This is a genomic window from Lentzea sp. NBC_00516 (genome assembly GCF_036346835.1).
GTDB lineage: Bacteria > Actinomycetota > Actinomycetes > Mycobacteriales > Pseudonocardiaceae > Lentzea > Lentzea sokolovensis.
Window position 1 is genome coordinate 7196966 of the sequence record NZ_CP107840.1, and the last position, 15210, is coordinate 7212175.

Sequence of the window (15210 nt, forward strand, 5' to 3'; positions counted from 1 at the left end):
GCCTCGTGACGACCATGAAGGACGTCGCGCTGCACGCCGGCGTCTCCACGGCCACCGTGTCGCGCGTGCTCAACGGCCACGCAGCGCCGACGCCCGAGACCCGTGAGCGCGTGCTCGCCGCGATCGAGAAGCTCGGCTACCGGCCCAACGCCTTGGCGCGATCCCTCAGGACCACCAGCACCCAGACCCTCGGTCTGGTCATCAGCGATCTGCTGAACCCGTTCTTCGCCGAGATCGCGCGAGCGGTCGAGGACGAAGCCCGGTCACACGGCTACTGCGTCGTGATCGGGAACGCCGACGAGAGCGCCGAGCAGGAAGCGACCTACGTGCGCACCCTGCTCGACCGCCGGGTGGACGGCCTGCTGCTGTGCCCCGCGACCGACGACCCGAGTCTGGTTCGCGAAGTGAGCGCAGGCGGCGTACCGCTGGTTCTGCTCGACCGGACGGTCAGGGGCGCCACATGCCCCGTCGTCCGCGCTGACGGCAGCGAGGCGTTGACCGCGCTCGCCCGGCGGCTCGTCGGCGCCGGCCACACCCGCATCGGAGTGATCGCTGGTCCGCCGAACACCTCCACTGGAAGAGAACGAACAGACGTGCTCACGGGGTCGCTCGGCGGCCTCGCGCAGGTCGTCCACGGTGACTTCCGGCAGGAGAGCGGCAGTCAGGCCGCGGCCAGGCTGATCGACGACGGTGCCACCGCGCTCGTCGCGATGGACAACCTGATGGGCCTCGGCGCGCTGGGCGAGGTCAGGGCCCGTGGCCTGCAGATCCCGCACGACATCGCGCTGGCGGTGTTCGACGACCAGCCGTGGTTCCCGCTGCTCGACCCGCCCATCACGGTCATCGCGCAGCCGACCGTCGAGATGGGTCGCGCCGCCGCCCGCAGCCTGCTGGCCCTGATCAACGGCCAGCAGCCCGACGACGTCCGTCTCACCGCGAGGCTCGTGCTGCGCGGTTCGCTCGGGGAGGCCGAGCTGTGAACACCCTGATCACCGCACGCGGCATCACCAAGCACTTCGGCGCCACCAAGGCGTTGGACGGCGTCGACCTCGACATCAACGCGGGCGAGGTCCACGTCCTGCTCGGCGAGAACGGCGCGGGCAAGTCCACGCTGGTCAAGGTCCTCGCGGGCATCCACGGCCAGGACGCCGGCACGATCGAGGGCCACGCCAGCCTCGCCGTCATCCACCAGGAACTGGCGCTGGTCCCCGAACTCAGCGTCGCCGAGAACCTGTTCCTCAACCGCCTCCCCCGCAAGTACGGCTTCGTCGACCGCGCCGAGATGCGCCGCAGGGCCCCGAGGCTGCTGGAACGGGTCGGGCTGAACGTCGACCCCAACGCCAAGGTCAAAGACCTCGGCATCGCCCAGCAGCAGATGATCGAGATCGCCCGCGCGCTCGACAAGAACGCCGGCGTGCTGATCCTGGACGAGCCGACCGCGGTCCTCACCGAGACCGAGACCGACCGCCTGCTGCAGATCATGGCCCAGCTGCGCGACAACGGCGTCGGGCTCGTCTTCATCACCCACCACCTGGACGAGATCCAGCGCGTCGCCGACCGCATCACGATCCTGCGCGACGGCCGATCGGTCGGCGTCCTGGGTCCGAAGGCCACCACCCGGCACATGATCGAGCTGATGGTCGGCCGCCCGATCGACGAGCAGTACCCACGCGCACAACAACGTCCGGGCCAGCCTCTGCTGAGCATCCAGGGCCTGACCAGGCGCGGCGTCTTCGAGAACATCAGCATCGAGGTCCACGCGGGCGAGGTCGTCGGCATCGCGGGCCTGGTCGGAGCGGGACGAACGGAAGTCGCGCGGGCCGCGTTCGGCGTCGACGGCTACGACCACGGCACGGTCGCGGTCGACGGGAAACCGTTGCCCCGCCACGACGTCCAGGCCGCCATCAGGGCAGGCCTCGGCCTGGTCCCGGAAGACCGCAAGGGCCAAGGCCTCGTCCTCACCGCGACTGTCGGCCAGAACCTCGAACTCGTGACGCTCGACAACCGCGACGAGAAACGCCTGCACGACATCGCGGGCAAGCTCCGGATCAAGGGCCGCGTCGAGCAGCCGGTGAAGGAACTCTCCGGCGGCAACCAGCAGAAGGTCGTCATCGGCAAGTGGCTGCTGGCCGACCCGAAGGTGCTGATCCTCGACGAACCGACCAGAGGCGTCGACGTCGGCGCCAAGGTCGAGATCTACGAACTGATCAACCGCATGACCGCGCAGGGCCGGGCCGTGCTGCTCGTGTCCAGCGACCTGCCCGAGGTGATCGGGATGAGCGACCGCGTCGTCGTGATGGCCCACGGCCGGGTGGCCGGTGAGCTGCCCAAGGGCGCGACTCAAGACCAGGTGATGGCACTCGCCGTGCAGGAGATTTCGGCATGACCACGATCAGCATTCGCAAGTACGCAAGCGAGAACGGAGCCCTCGCGGGGCTCGTCATCCTCGCCCTGGTCATCGCGATCATGCAGCCCGCGTTCCTCAACGCGCAGAACCTGCTCAACGTCGGCGTGCAGGCCGCGGTCATCGCGATCATGGCCTTCGGCATGACGTTCGTGGTGGTGGCGGGCGGTATCGACCTCTCGGTCGGCAGCATCGCCGCGCTGGCCGCGATGGTCGGCGCGCTCACCGCGGGCCCGATCGGGCTGGTCGTCGGCGCGCTCTGCGGCCTCGTCAACGGCGCGCTGATCAGCTACGGCAAGCTGCCGCCGTTCATCGCGACGCTCGCCATGCTCAGCGTCGCCCGCGGTCTCACGCTGGTGTTCTCCGAAGGCCAGCCGCACGAGACCGACGCGCTGGTCACGTTCCTCGGCTCGAACCTCGCGCCGATGGTTCCGTTGCCACTGCTGCTGATGCTGGCGTTCTTCGGCATCACCGGCCTGATCCTCACGCGCACCAACCTCGGCCGTCGCATGTACGCGATCGGCGGCAACGAGGAGGCCGCGAAGCTCAGCGGCATCGACGTGCGCAGGCAGAAGCTCTGGATCTACGCACTCTCCGGCCTGTTCGCCGCCGCCGCGGGCCTCGTGCTCGCGGGACGGCTCGGGTCCGCCGGTCCGCAGGCAGCGGCCGGCTACGAGCTCGACGCCATCGCCGCTGTCGTCATCGGTGGTGCGTCGTTGTCCGGTGGCGTTGGCCGCGCCACCGGGACGTTGGTCGGCGCACTTGTGCTCGCCGTCCTGCGCAACGGCCTCAACCTGCTGCAAGTGCCGCCGTTCTGGCAGCAGGTCGTCATCGGCGCGGTGATCGCTCTCGCCGCGCTGCTCGACTCACTTCGCCGTCGCTGAAAACCCGCAACAGGTAAGGAAGACACCAATGAAGGTGACCCGACGGATCGCGTTGACGCTCGGTGCCGCAGCTCTTGTCGCGACCGGGTGCAGCGGAACTGGGGCGTCCGGAGGAAGCGACATCACCATCGGCCTCGCCGTGTCCACTTTGAACAACCCGTTCTTCGTGGAACTGCAGCAGGGCGCGCAGGAGATGGCGGACAAGCTCGGCGCCAAGCTGACCGTGGTCGACGCGCAGAACGACGCGACGAACCAGGTCAACCAGGTGCAGACGCTGGTGACGCAGGGCGTCAAGGCGATCCTGCTGAACCCGGTCGACTCCAAGCAGTCCGCGCCCGCGGCCAAGGCCGCCGAGATGGCGAACATCCCGCTGATCTCGGTCGACCGCGCCGTCGAGGGCAAGGTCGCCGCCGAGGTCGCCTCGAACAACGTGTCGGGCGGCAGCCTCGCGGCCATCGAACTCGGCCGCGCCACCTCCGGCGACGTCGCGCACCTCAAGGGCATCCCGGGCGCGTCGGCGTCGCGTGACCGCGGTCAGGGCTTCGAGCAGGGCCTGAACAGCGGCAACATCAAGGTCGTCGCCTCGGCCGTCGCGGACTTCGACCGCGCCAAGGGCCTCAACGAGACCACGAACCTGTTGCAGGGCAACCCCGGCCTCAAGGGCATCTTCGCCGAGAACGACGAGATGGCGCTCGGCGCGATCAAGGCTCTCGGCGCCCGTGCCGGCAAGGACGTCCAGGTCGTCGGCTTCGACGGCACGCCGGACGGCCTGAAGGCGATCCAGGACGGCACGCTCGCCGCGACCGTCGCGCAGCAGCCGAAGCTCCTCGGTTCCAAGGCCGTCGAGCAGGCCGTGCACGCCGCCAAGGGCGAGCCGGTTCAGCAGGTCGTGGACGTCGAGGTCAAGGTCATCACCGCGAAGAACGTGGCAGAGTTCATCAAGTGACGAACGCTCTGCTTGTTCTCGGGTCCGCCAACGCCGACCTCGTGGTCGAGGTCGGCAGGCGGCCCACCGGCGGTGAGACCGTGCTCGGCGGCGACACCGTCGTGCTGCCCGGCGGCAAGGGCGCGAACACCGCCGTTGCCGCCGCTCGCGTCGGTGCTTCGGTCGCGTTGATCGGCGCCGTCGGTGGCGACGGGTACGGCTCGCTGCTGCGGGAGTCGCTGGAGTCGTCCGGCGTCGACACCGCTCTGGTGAAGACCTCCGCGCGCCCCACCGGGATCGCCTACATCACGGTGACGCCGGACGGTGAGAACTCCATCGTCGTTTCTCCCGGCGCCAACGCCGACGTGTCACTGTCCGATGTGGACGATATTTCGTTCGACGGCGCTCAGGTGCTGACGTGCTCGCTGGAAGTGCCGCTGGAGACGGTGATCCACGCGATCGGCGTCGCGTCCCGAGCAGGCGTCCGGACGGTGCTCAACCTGTCGCCGGTGGCCGAACTGCCCGCAGCGACGTTGAAGCAGCTCACCGTGCTGATCGTGAACGAGCACGAGGCCGCGCAACTGGCTTCGGACTGGCGTGACCTGCTCAAGCTCGGCCCGACGTCGGCGATCGTCACGCTCGGCTCGCGTGGTGCCGCTGTGGTGGCCCGGACGGGAGTTGTCGAGGTGCCGTCGATCAAGGTCGACGAGGTGGTCGACACGACCGGCGCCGGTGACGCGTTCGCCGGAGCGCTGTCCGCTCGACTGGCCGAGGGCGACGACATCGTCCAAGCCGCCGAGTACGCGGTGAAGGTGGCCGCGCTGTCCGTCACGAAGGCGGGCGCGCAGCCGTCCTACCCGACGGCCGCCGAGGTCTACTAGGTCCGCACCGCCGCACGGTCGTCGAACAGGTCCTCGCTCGGCACCAGGTACTTCTCGACGTCCGGTGCCCTGTCCGGCAACGGCTCCGCGGGCATCTCCGGCTGCAGCGGCGGCGCGGCGACCTGGTTGAACGGGATCCCCCGCGGCGCCTTGGACTTCTTCTGCGGCACGTCGTCGTAGCGCACGTCCTGGCCGTTGCCGATGATCAGGTTGCTCTCCAGCTCGTCCTGACTGGAGCTCGGCGCCAGCCCGACACCGGGGTTGGCGGTGATCAGGTTGCGGGACACCAGGTTCTTCGTGCTGGACAGGATCCTCATGCCGAGCCCGAACGCGCCGTCGGCCTGCGCGGGCGAGAGGGCCTCGTCGTTGTCGGAGACGAGGTTGCCGACGAGTGCGACGTCCTCCTGACGCTCGGCGGCCGAGGTCATGCCGACGCGGTTGCCGCTGAACCTGTTGCCGAGCACGAACATCCGCCCGGACGCGTTCGTGCCCTCGTAGCCGACGGCGTTGCGCTCGGCGACGTTGCCGCGCACGACGACGTCGCACGGCTTGCACCGGCTGACGGAGAACCCGGCGTCCGCGCTGCCGCTCGCGTAGCTCTGCTCGATCACGCCGTTTTGGGAGTCGGACGCGTGGATGCCGTGCCGCGCGTTGTTGCTGGCCGTCACGTACGAGACGCGGAAGCCGCGCTGCTCGGAGATCAGCACACCATTGGCCGTGTGGTTGCGGACCGTCAGGTTCTGCACGGACACGTCCGGAGCGGCGACCTCGATCCCGTTCTCGCGCTGGACCTCGCCGTCGATGATCACGCTGCCGCGCCGGGCACCCCTGATCGTGAGGCCCTTGGTCCTGACCCGCACCGACTCCTCGTAGACGCCCGGCGACACGACGATGGTCGCGCCCTCCTGCGCCACGTCGACGGCGTCCTGGATGGTGCTCAGCTGAGCGGGAACGTTGATCTCCGGGCCGAGGCCCGGTTGCGCCGACGTGCATCCGGCGACGAGGAAGACTGCGGCGAAGACGAGCGGAAGGCGCACAGCCGGGGACCGTACTGCTCCGAACGGCCTATTGTCACACCGCTGTCGGCTCTTCGTGTTAAGCCATGATGACGAACGGGCCACCGCTGCGCGTTCTGTCGCTCGATTGGCCAGACTGAGCTGTCCAGGGTTTCACGTCGGAGGGTATGGTCTAGACCATGTCGAGCGCGCGGCTGAGCGGTGTCGGTGTGAGCAGCGGACGGGCAACCGGCCCCGTGGTGAGGGTCGCGGAGGCTCTCCCCGAACCCCCTGCGGGCCTGCGAACAGCGGATACGAAGATGGAAGCCTCCCTCATCCGTCCTGCGGCCGAGGTCGTGGTGCAGCGCCTGATGGAGCGCGCGAAGACGGTCGAGGGCGACGCCCGTGCCGTTCTGGAGACCACGGCGGCGATGGCGGGCGACCCGTCGCTCATCAAGGCCGCCGAAAAGCTCGTCGTCGACCAGTCGCTGACCGCCGCCCGTGCGGTGCACCAGGCTGCCGAGAAGTTCATCTCGGCACTGCAGGCCTCCGGTGGTTACATGGCCGAACGGGCCCGCGACGTCCAGGACGTCCGCGACCGCCTGGTGGCCGAACTCCTCGGGCTGCCCGCGCCCGGCGTTCCGGACCTGGCCTCGCCGTCCGTGCTGGTGGCGCGTGACCTGGCGCCCGCGGACACCGCCGGTCTCGACCCGTCGAAGGTCCTCGCCCTGGTCACGGAGGAGGGCGGCCCGACCTCCCACACCGCGATCCTCGCCCGCTCGCTGGGCATCCCTGCTGTCGTCGCGTGCCGCGGCATCCTGGCGTTCGAAGGCACCTCTCTCGACGTCGACGGTGACACCGGCCAGGTCCGCGAGTCGGACGGCAAGGTGCGCGCGGCCGGCACCGGCAAGAAGGCCGAGTGGAACGGCGTCGGTGTCCTCAAGGACGGCCACCGCGTGAAGGTCCTGGGCAACGTCGGCTCCCCCGCCGATGCCCAAGCCGCTGCACAGGCGGGTGCGGAGGGCGTCGGCCTCTTCCGCACGGAGTTCTGCTTCCTGGACGCCGCAGAGGAACCGACCGTTGCTGAGCAGACTGCTGCTTACGAGGCTGTGCTGGCGCCGTTTGCGGGCAAACCCGTTGTGGTGCGCACCCTCGACGCGGGCGCGGACAAGCCGCTGGCGTTTCTGAACCCGGACCCCGAGCCCAACCCGGCCCTCGGTGTCCGCGGCCTTCGCGTCGCCTTCGACCGCCCCGAGATCCTGGACCGCCAGCTCGAAGCCATCGCCGCCGCGGCCAAGTCCTCCGGCGCCGACGTCTCGGTCATGGCCCCGATGGTCGCCACCGCCGCCGAAGCCGCCTGGTTCGTGGACCGCGCGCGCAAGGCGGGCATCCAGCGCGCCGGCGTGATGGTCGAGGTCCCGTCCGCGGCCCTGTCGGCGAAGGAGATCCTCCAGGTCGTCGACTTCATCTCCATCGGCACCAACGACCTGGCCCAGTACGTCTTCGCCGCCGACCGCCAGCTCGGTGGAGTCGCCGCGCTGAACGACCCGTGGCAGCCCGCGTTGCTGCGCCTGATCGCCCAGGTCGGCGACGCGGCGACCGCCACCGGCAAGCCCGTCGGCGTCTGCGGCGAGGCGGCGGCCGACCCGCTGCTCGCGTGCGTGCTGATCGGCCTCGGCATCACGTCGTTGTCCATGAACCACACGGCTCTCACAAGCGTCGGCGCGAAGCTCGCGACGACCAGTGTGGACATCTGCCAGCTCGCCGCCCGTGGCGCGCTGGCGGCGGGCGACCCGGCTTCGGCGAAGCTGGCGGCCCGCGCCCCGCACTAGCTGATCGCGGTCACGCGGATCTCGATGCGCATCTTCGGGTGACCGAGGGCGGTGACCCCGCTCTCGGTCCAGATGGGCGCGCGCTCGCCCATGCGCGCACGGAACTGCTCGACCATCACGCGGTTGTGGTCGTCGAACGAGTCGTCGCCGAGCACGTGGTACGAGTTCACGTGCACGACGTCGGCCCAGGACGAGCCCGCCGTCGCGAGTGTGCGCTCGACGTTCTCGAACGCGCGCACGATCTCCTCCTCGAGCGACTCGGGGAACTCGAACTCGTCGCTCCAGCCGCCCTGCCCGGACGTCTCGACCCGGTCGCCGATGCGGACGGCCTGGCTGTAGCGCATGTTCCTGAGCTGCGTCTCGCCGTATCCGGGGGTGGCGAAGAACTCCGGCTTGTCCACGATTGCCTCCAATGACTTCATCCTTGAAGTCAACCGTACATGACTTCAAGCGTGAAGTACGCTGCACGGCGTGGAGTGGCTGAACGCGGACGAGAAGGAAGCCTGGACCGGGCTGATCTCGATGGTGCTGCTGCTTCCGGGCCGGCTGGAAGCGCCGTTGCAGCAGGAGTCGGGGCTGAGCCTCTTCGACTACCTGGTGCTCAGCCACGTCTCGGAGGCACCGGACCGCCGGATCCGGATGAGCGAGCTCGCACATCTGGCGAACGGGTCGCTGTCGCGGCTGTCCAACGTGGTCAAGCGCTTCGAGCAACGCGGCTGGGTCGTGCGCTTCCCCGATCCCGACGACGGCCGGTACACCCTCGCCTCGCTCACCGACGAGGGCTTCGAGGTGGTCGAGGCCGCCGCGCCCACGCACCTGCGGGCGGTCCGCGAGTTCGTGCTCGACCCGCTCACCGCCGCCGACCGCCAGGCGCTGACGCGTATCGCGGCCAAGCTGCGCGTGACGATCCCACCGCCCTAGGCGGGGCCTTTGAACAGCGACGACACGGCCGCACCGAGCGCATCCTCGGTGAGGCTGCGCGCCACCACCGTGCCGGCACTGTCCCTCGCGAAACCGGGACAGCTGCCCTCCGGGGTGTCGTCGCCGGCCGCAGGCAGGTTCGTGATCGTTCGTCCTGAGCGTGCTTCCCGGACCGTGATCCGGTAGGTCGCCTCGTGGAACGGCCAGGTGCGGCTGGTCGCGACACCCTTGTCGAACTTGCACGTCACGGTGCCGGACCGGGCACCGAGGACTGCGTTCACGCAGGCGATGAGCCGGACGTGGTTGACGTTGTTCGGTGTGGGCCGCACGGAGCCGAGCCCCACGACGGACGAATGCTGCACGTTTCCGCCGGCATCGGGAATCTCGTACACGTCGAACGGATGCGGTCCGGAGCCCTTGTAGGGCTCGCTGGTCGGGTTGAACGGGGATCCGGTTTCGCAGGCAGCCCGCCTCATCGTGAACCGCGTGGTGAAGTCCACCTCCTTGTTCGGCACCGGGGGCGTCGTCGTGGTGGTGGGGGCGGCGCTGATGATCTCTTCCGTGGTCGTGGTGGTCGGGATGTCCTCGCGCGGGAACTGCGGCACCGGAGCACCGCAGCCGGCGAGCAGGAGCAGCAGCACCACGACTCGCAGCGTCATGCGGGGACCGTAGGCAGGCGAGCCCGGGACAGGTCCCGTCAGCGCTGGAGCTGCTCCAGGACGGCGCTGATCAACGGGTGGTCCTCCGAACCTCGCCGCACCGCCGCCACCACCCGCCGCAACGGCGCCACCCCGGCCACGGGCACCCCGCGCACGGCGTTCCGCGGCGCCAGCGCCACCCCGGCTCCGGCATCGACGAGTGCCTGGATCGCGCGGAAGTCGTCAGACGTGTGCCGGATGCGCGGCGTGAACCCGGCCTGTGCGCACGCCATCTCCACGACGTCCCGCAACGGGTTGCCGGGCAGCGTCACCACCCAGTCCTCGTCGGCCAGCGCTGCCAGATCCACCGGTCCGGTCAGCAGGTGACCCGGTGGCAGCACGACGTCGAAAGGCTCGGTGTAGAGCGGAAACCGCGTGAAGCGGTCCGTCGCGCGGTGTTCCTCGGTGATCGCCACGTCGATCTCGCCGTCGAGCAGAAGCCGCACGCTCTCATGCCCCTCGGCGTCGCGCACGGACAGTTCGATCGACCGTTCCTTCAACGCCGCCAGCGCGGGCGCCACCACCTGCGTGATCGCCGACGCGAACGCCGCCACCGCCACCCGCCCCGCCGAACCGGAGGCGAGAGCGTCCAAAGTGGCCTGTGCGCGTTCCAGTTCCGCGGCGACGACGTGGGCGTGCGCGACGAGCAACGAACCGGCCGGGGTCAGCGACACCCGGCGTCCCTTGCGCAGCAGCAACGGATGCCCTGCCTCGGACTCCAGTGCCGCGAGCTGCTGCGACACCGCTGACGGCGTGAGGTGCAGTGCGGCGGCTGCGGCCGTCACGGTGCCGTGGTCAGCGAGTGCGCGCAGCACGCGAAGCCGTCGTGGGTCGATCACCGCTCAATGATGGGGGATTCCACTTCGCCGTTCACGGGGACGTCCAGCGGCACGATCGGCTCGAAGGCCACCTCCTCCAGCAGGAGGTACTCCTCCTCCGAGATGGGCATTTGCGCGGGCAGGCCGAACTGGGACGTGGTGATCACGTCCCGCTTGCTGATCGGCAGGCCGGTCTCCTTGCTGATCACGAGCTGCGTCTCGACGTCGGAGAACTGGAACGTCGGCGGCGCGGGGATCGCCACACCGATTCCCGCGCGCTCGACGTGCACGGTCACGTCACCGAGGAACCGCGCCCCGTCGAGCGTCTTGATCAGTTCGAACGCCGCCCGCCGCTGGTCGGCGCGCACGTTCGAGCTGATCAGTTCCATCGCGACCGACCCGATCCGGTAGGTGTCCTTCCCGACGATGGTCTCCAGCGCCTTCTTCAACTCCTGGGGGTCGGCGGGCAGCGACTCGAGCGAGTCGAAACGCGTCTGGCTGTGGAGGGACATCTGGAAACCGGAGACAGCGGTCTTCTGCACTGCCGGCTTCATCGGGCCGATGCGCACCGAGTGGGTCCCGCCGACCTGGGGCACCGTCTCCGGCTTGCCCGCGGCCTCCCACTCGAGGCCGCGGTCCAGCGAGAAGGGCGTCACGTCGCCCTCCTTCTGGATGACCGTGACCTGCTGGTTCGCGGCCAGCCACCGGTCGGTCTTGGAGTCGAGGTGTACGGCGTACGGGTCCGCCGGATCGCCAACGATCATGATCGATGACTGTCGAGTCAGCGCGTGCCACCACTTCGGAGGCGCGGCGGGCTGCACGGGCTGTGGAGGCGCAGGCAACAACACGACCGCAAGCACGATCACCGCACCGATGATCGCCAACGGAGCGAACCGCCGCACGAACAACTTCCGGGCAGGCCTCTCGCGTGGCAAGAAGACGATCCGCGCGAGGTCGCTTTCCATCCGCTCGGGGTCGACCTCTGGCGTCGGAGGCTTGGCCTGGGCCAGGTCTTTCAGGATGTCTTCCACGACGCCCTCGCACTGTCGAATTTCGGAGTCCAGAGCGCAGCCTGCAAACGCCGCCGAGCCCGATGCAGCCGCACGAAGAACGTCGCCGTCGTGCACCCGAGCACCTGCGCGGCCTCAGCCGCCGCCAACCCGTGCCACGCGATGAGCGTCAGCACCTCCTGGTCGTTTTCGGACAGACTCGCGAGAGCCGCACGCAGCTCGATCACCGCGAAGTCGTCGTCAGCCGGGAAGTCGGTGAGCTCGTAGGTCGTCGTCTCACGAAGGGTCGCGCGCACCAGGTTGCGGGCTATGCCGAGCAGCCACGGCAGCGCGTTCGACGGCAACTGGGCTTGCCTGCGCCAGGCGATGGTGAAGGTCTCGCTGGTGATGTCCTCGGCGAGGCGGCTGCCCGCGTGGCTCGCCGCATAGGCGAGCACTCGCGGGTAGCACTCGCGGTAGACGATCGAGAATTCCTCCACGTGAGGAAGTGCGCTGACCGTGCCGATTCTTACTGCTCTGTGACTCGGGTCACATCGCGGAGGAACGTGGACCACGCCTCGCCTGACACGGGGAGGTGCGTCGCCGGTGCCTTGCTGTCCCGGATGCCGACCCCATGTCCGATCTCAACGCAGTTGCTTGAGTTCGAGCTGTAAGAGCTCTTGCGCCAGATCGACATGCGGAACATCTCCTCAGATCAGGAAGCTTGAGATCAGCCCCTTCGATTCTTCCGGATCCAGAGCTTGATCGTCGAGCAACTTCAGCACCGAGGAGTAAACAGCGAGTGACTTCGTGTCTTCGAGGAAGAGACCTGAGGTTTCGCCTTCGAGGAAGACCGCCGGCTCGAACTTCTCGTAGCCGAGCTTGAGGAACGAGCCGGAAGCACCCGCATACGCGCCGACTGAGTTCGGTACGACTCGTATGTCGATGTAGGAACGTTGTGCCATCGCCAAAAGGTGGATGTACTGATCCTTCATCACGTCCGGACCGCCCACCTGTAGGCGAAGAGCCTGTTCGTGGATGTAGAACACGAACGTGCGACTCCAGTGGAAAAGCTTGTGGCGTTCGAGCTTCGCCGCGATCAGCTTTTCGTAGTCGACTGACTCCTTGCGCACCCCTCCGACGATGAGCGCGCGCATGTAGTCGGTGGTTTGCAGGTGTCCTGGAACGAGGTTCAGCGTCCAGACGGTGATCTTGTTGGCGAGAACCTCCTGTTTGAGCAGCTCGGGCAACTGGTCCGGCGGCCCGTCGGGGAGCTTGAGGAAGCCTCGTTGGCGCGTCTCGCGGTACAGGACGACGAGGCGCTGGATCTCTGGTGGGCCGACGTGGCAGTAGCCGAGCAACTGCATGAGCTCGGCTTCGGTGACGCCGCCCTTTCCGCGCACCAGGTCTGACAGCTTGGCTTCGTCCCAGCCGAGTTCTTCGGCGAGCTTGCGGTGGGTCAGCCCGGTTCGCTCGATGGCGTTGCGGACGCCCTCACCGAACTCCCGGCCCACCACGGTTGACGTTCGTCGTGGCATGTCGACGAAACTAGAAGGAAGTCTCGTACCGGCTCCATTGTTTCCTTCCGAATATCCCCGAAGGAAGTAGTTTTTGGAGCCGGTACAAGTCCTACCTTTACATCTTTTCGCGTGCGGCGATAAACGCGTCGACGGCGCGGTTAACGTCCTCGGTCGTGTGTGAAGCCGACATCTGCGTGCGGATGCGCGCCTTGCCGTGCGGCACGACCGGGTACGAGAACCCGATCACGTACACGCCCTGGTCAAGCAGCAGATCGGCCAGCTTGGCCGCCTCGGCAGCGTCACCGATCATCACCGGGATGATCGGGTGCTCACCGGGCAGCAGGTCGAAGCCCGCCTCGGTCATCCGCCGGCGGAAGAGTTCGGTGTTCGACCTCAGCTGGGTGAGCAGCTCCGTGGAACTGGAAAGCATGTCCAGGGTGGCGATCGCGGCGGCGGTGATCGACGGCGCGAGGGAGTTCGAGAACAGGTACGGGCGCGAGCGCTGGCGCAGCAGTTCGACGATCTCCTTGCGGCCGGACGTGTAGCCGCCGGACGCGCCGCCCAGTGCCTTGCCCAACGTGCCGGTGACGATGTCGACGCGGTCCTGCACGCCGAACAACTCCGGGGTGCCGCGGCCGGTCGGTCCGGTGAAGCCGACGGCGTGCGAGTCGTCGACCATGACCAGGGCGTTGTAGCGCTCGGCCAGGTCGCAGATCTCGTCGAGCGGCGCGAGGTAGCCGTCCATCGAGAAGACGCCGTCGGTCGCGATCAGGCGGTAGCGGGCATCGGCCGAGTCCTTGAGTTGGCGCTCCAGGTCGTCCATGTCGCGGTTCTTGTAGCGGAAGCGCTTGGCCTTCGACAGCCGCACGCCGTCGATGATCGACGCGTGGTTCAGCTCGTCGGAGATGATCGCGTCCTCGGCGCCGAGCAGCGTCTCGAACAGGCCGCCGTTCGCGTCGAAGCACGAGCTGTAGAGGATCGTGTCCTCCGTGCCGAGGAACTCGCTGAGCTTGCGCTCCAGTTCCTTGTGCGGCTCCTGGGTGCCGCAGATGAACCGGACCGAGGCCATGCCGAAGCCCCAGTCGTCCAGGCCCTTCTTGGCTGCCTCGACGAGCGTCGGGTGGTCGGCGAGACCGAGGTAGTTGTTGGCGCAGAAGTTCAGGACCTCGTCACCCTTGCCGACCCGGACGGCGGCGTTCTGCGGGGTGCCGATCACGCGTTCCGACTTGTAGAGCCCGGCCTCCCTGATCTCCTCGATCGTCTTGAGGAGGTCGTTCTTCAGCTCGCCGTACATCAGGCTCCCGTCCAGTCGAGGATGACCTTGCCGCACTTGCCTTCGCGCGCGGTGGCGAAGGCCTCCGCGTGCTGCGTGTGGTCGTACCGGTGCGTGATTACCGGCGCGAGGTCGAGGCCGCGCTGCAGCAGCACGGTCATCGAGTACCAGGTCTCGAACATCTCGCGGCCGTAGATCCCCTTGATGTGCAGCATCTTCAGCACGACGCTGCTCCAGTCGACGGAGAACTCGTCCGCGGGCAGTCCGAGCATCGCGATGCGGCCGCCGTGCGCCATGTTCGCGATCATGTCCCGCATCGCCGACGGCTTGCCGGACATCTCCATGCCGATGTCGAAGCCCTCGGCCATGCCGAGTTCGGCCTGGGCGTCCGCGATCGACTTCTCGGCGACGTTCACCGCGAGGTCGACGCCGACCTTGCGGGCCAGGTCGAGGCGGTGCTCGGAGATGTCGGTGATCACGACGTTGCGCGCGCCCGCGTGCTTGGCGACGGCGGCGGCCATGATGCCGATCGGACCGGCGCCCGTGATGATCACGTCCTCGCCGATGACGGGGAAGCTCAGCGCGGTGTGCACGGCGTTGCCGAACGGGTCGAAGATCGCGGCCACGTCCAGGTCGACCTTCGTGCGGTGCACCCACGCGTTCTGCTCGGGCAGCACGACGTACTGCGCGAACGCGCCGTTGGAGTGCACGCCCAAACCGCGCGTGTTCGCGCAGAGGTGGCGGCGGCCGGCCTTGCAGTTGCGGCAGGTCCCGCAGACGAGGTGGCCCTCGCCGCTGACCAGGTCGCCGACCTTGACGCCGGTGACGCTGTTGCCGATCTCGACGACCTCGCCGACGAACTCGTGCCCGAGGACCAGTGGCGCCTTGATGTTCTGCGCCGCCCAGTCGTCCCACGAGTCGATGTGCAGATCGGTGCCGCAGATGCCGGTGCGCAACACCCTGACCAGCACGTCCGTCGGACCCGGAGTCGGGTCGGGGACGTCGGTCAGTTCGAGTCCAGGCCCAGCGGCGACCTTGACGAGAGCCTTCATGCGGGAAGTTTCACCCTT

Annotated in this window: 17 protein-coding genes; 7 read left to right on the top strand and 10 right to left on the bottom strand. The window is 68.4% G+C overall.

Annotation, left to right across the window (positions count from 1 at the left end; all coding sequences use genetic code 11):
• Positions 1-14: 14 nt before the first annotated feature.
• From OG205_RS32820 to OG205_RS32840, 5 genes are read left to right on the top strand one after another with little or no spacing between them, the layout of a single operon-like run.
• Positions 15-980, top strand: coding sequence for a LacI family DNA-binding transcriptional regulator (locus OG205_RS32820; RefSeq protein WP_330278278.1), 966 nt, complete (start codon positions 15-17; stop codon positions 978-980).
• On the top strand, positions 977-2386 hold the full coding sequence (locus tag OG205_RS32825) for a sugar ABC transporter ATP-binding protein (protein ID WP_330271803.1): 1410 nt from the start codon (positions 977-979) through the stop codon (positions 2384-2386). The genes OG205_RS32820 and OG205_RS32825 overlap by 4 nt, the downstream gene beginning before the upstream one ends.
• On the top strand, positions 2383-3288 hold the full coding sequence (locus tag OG205_RS32830; protein WP_330271804.1) for an ABC transporter permease: 906 nt from the start codon (positions 2383-2385) through the stop codon (positions 3286-3288). Before OG205_RS32825 ends, OG205_RS32830 begins: the two co-directional genes overlap by 4 nt.
• 28 nt (positions 3289-3316) lie before the next feature.
• A complete protein-coding gene (locus OG205_RS32835) occupies positions 3317-4234 on the top strand; it encodes a substrate-binding domain-containing protein (RefSeq protein WP_330271805.1) in 918 nt (305 codons plus the stop codon).
• Positions 4231-5094: a ribokinase gene (locus OG205_RS32840; protein WP_330271806.1), complete on the top strand. Its 864-nt coding sequence runs from the start codon at positions 4231-4233 to the stop codon at positions 5092-5094. The genes OG205_RS32835 and OG205_RS32840 overlap by 4 nt, the downstream gene beginning before the upstream one ends.
• Here the strand turns inward: OG205_RS32840 and OG205_RS32845 are convergent.
• Complete coding sequence (locus OG205_RS32845) at positions 5091-6131, bottom strand: right-handed parallel beta-helix repeat-containing protein (RefSeq protein WP_330271807.1); 1041 nt, start codon at positions 6129-6131, stop codon at positions 5091-5093. The genes OG205_RS32840 and OG205_RS32845 overlap by 4 nt on opposite strands.
• Before the next feature lie 158 nt (positions 6132-6289).
• On the opposite strand from OG205_RS32845, the gene ptsP reads away from it, so the two are divergent.
• Positions 6290-7921: a phosphoenolpyruvate--protein phosphotransferase gene (gene ptsP, locus OG205_RS32850; protein WP_330271808.1), complete on the top strand. Its 1632-nt coding sequence runs from the start codon at positions 6290-6292 to the stop codon at positions 7919-7921.
• Here ptsP and OG205_RS32855 read toward each other — a convergent pair.
• Entirely contained in the window at positions 7918-8343 is a 426-nt protein-coding gene (locus OG205_RS32855) for a Rid family hydrolase (protein WP_330271809.1), read from the bottom strand. The genes ptsP and OG205_RS32855 overlap by 4 nt on opposite strands.
• 100 nt (positions 8344-8443) lie before the next feature.
• Between OG205_RS32855 and OG205_RS32860 the strand changes: the two genes are divergently transcribed.
• Positions 8444-8842 carry a MarR family winged helix-turn-helix transcriptional regulator gene (locus OG205_RS32860; protein ID WP_330278279.1) on the top strand — a complete coding sequence of 133 codons (399 nt, stop codon included), beginning with the start codon at positions 8444-8446 and terminating at the stop codon, positions 8840-8842.
• On the opposite strand, the gene OG205_RS32865 is transcribed toward OG205_RS32860, so the two are convergent.
• From OG205_RS32865 to tdh, 8 genes are all read right to left on the bottom strand, one after another.
• Positions 8839-9501, bottom strand: coding sequence for a hypothetical protein (locus tag OG205_RS32865; RefSeq protein WP_330271810.1), 663 nt, complete (start codon positions 9499-9501; stop codon positions 8839-8841). The two genes, OG205_RS32860 and OG205_RS32865, sit on opposite strands and share 4 nt — an antisense overlap.
• Before the next feature lie 38 nt (positions 9502-9539).
• The gene (locus OG205_RS32870) at positions 9540-10379 is read right to left on the bottom strand and encodes a LysR family transcriptional regulator (RefSeq protein ID WP_330271811.1); all 840 of its coding nucleotides are present in this window, start codon (positions 10377-10379) and stop codon (positions 9540-9542) included.
• Positions 10376-11389 carry a hypothetical protein gene (locus OG205_RS32875; protein ID WP_330271812.1) on the bottom strand — a complete coding sequence of 338 codons (1014 nt, stop codon included), beginning with the start codon at positions 11387-11389 and terminating at the stop codon, positions 10376-10378. Before OG205_RS32875 ends, OG205_RS32870 begins: the two co-directional genes overlap by 4 nt.
• Positions 11374-11847 carry an RNA polymerase sigma factor gene (locus OG205_RS32880; RefSeq protein WP_330271813.1) on the bottom strand — a complete coding sequence of 158 codons (474 nt, stop codon included), beginning with the start codon at positions 11845-11847 and terminating at the stop codon, positions 11374-11376. The genes OG205_RS32875 and OG205_RS32880 overlap by 16 nt, the downstream gene beginning before the upstream one ends.
• 29 nt (positions 11848-11876) lie before the next feature.
• Complete coding sequence (locus OG205_RS32885) at positions 11877-12053, bottom strand: DUF397 domain-containing protein (RefSeq protein WP_330271814.1); 177 nt, start codon at positions 12051-12053, stop codon at positions 11877-11879.
• A gap of 4 nt (positions 12054-12057) precedes the next feature.
• Positions 12058-12885 (bottom strand): helix-turn-helix domain-containing protein, encoded by an 828-nt coding sequence (locus OG205_RS32890; protein WP_330271815.1) that lies wholly within the window; start codon positions 12883-12885, stop codon positions 12058-12060.
• Positions 12886-12982: 97 nt separating this feature from the next.
• Positions 12983-14161, bottom strand: coding sequence for a glycine C-acetyltransferase (locus OG205_RS32895; protein WP_330271816.1), 1179 nt, complete (start codon positions 14159-14161; stop codon positions 12983-12985).
• The gene (gene tdh, locus OG205_RS32900; protein WP_330271817.1) at positions 14161-15192 is read right to left on the bottom strand and encodes an L-threonine 3-dehydrogenase; all 1032 of its coding nucleotides are present in this window, start codon (positions 15190-15192) and stop codon (positions 14161-14163) included. Before tdh ends, OG205_RS32895 begins: the two co-directional genes overlap by 1 nt.
• Between the last annotated feature and the right edge of the window lie 18 nt (positions 15193-15210).

What these genes read in the sequence shown, in the direction of transcription:
- OG205_RS32820 (WP_330278278.1), top strand. Translation starts at nt 15, where the DNA reads ATGAAGGACGTCGCGCTGCACGCCGGCGTCTCCACGGCCACCGTGTCG.
- OG205_RS32830 (WP_330271804.1), top strand. Translation starts at nt 2,383, where the DNA reads ATGACCACGATCAGCATTCGCAAGTACGCAAGCGAGAACGGAGCCCTC.
- OG205_RS32835 (WP_330271805.1), top strand. Translation starts at nt 3,317, where the DNA reads ATGAAGGTGACCCGACGGATCGCGTTGACGCTCGGTGCCGCAGCTCTT.
- ptsP (WP_330271808.1), top strand. Translation starts at nt 6,290, where the DNA reads ATGTCGAGCGCGCGGCTGAGCGGTGTCGGTGTGAGCAGCGGACGGGCA.
- OG205_RS32855 (WP_330271809.1), bottom strand. Translation starts at nt 8,343, where the DNA reads ATGAAGTCATTGGAGGCAATCGTGGACAAGCCGGAGTTCTTCGCCACC.
- OG205_RS32860 (WP_330278279.1), top strand. Translation starts at nt 8,444, where the DNA reads ATGGTGCTGCTGCTTCCGGGCCGGCTGGAAGCGCCGTTGCAGCAGGAG.
- OG205_RS32865 (WP_330271810.1), bottom strand. Translation starts at nt 9,501, where the DNA reads ATGACGCTGCGAGTCGTGGTGCTGCTGCTCCTGCTCGCCGGCTGCGGT.
- OG205_RS32885 (WP_330271814.1), bottom strand. Translation starts at nt 12,053, where the DNA reads ATGTTCCGCATGTCGATCTGGCGCAAGAGCTCTTACAGCTCGAACTCA.
- OG205_RS32890 (WP_330271815.1), bottom strand. Translation starts at nt 12,885, where the DNA reads ATGCCACGACGAACGTCAACCGTGGTGGGCCGGGAGTTCGGTGAGGGC.
- OG205_RS32895 (WP_330271816.1), bottom strand. Translation starts at nt 14,161, where the DNA reads ATGTACGGCGAGCTGAAGAACGACCTCCTCAAGACGATCGAGGAGATC.
- tdh (WP_330271817.1), bottom strand. Translation starts at nt 15,192, where the DNA reads ATGAAGGCTCTCGTCAAGGTCGCCGCTGGGCCTGGACTCGAACTGACC.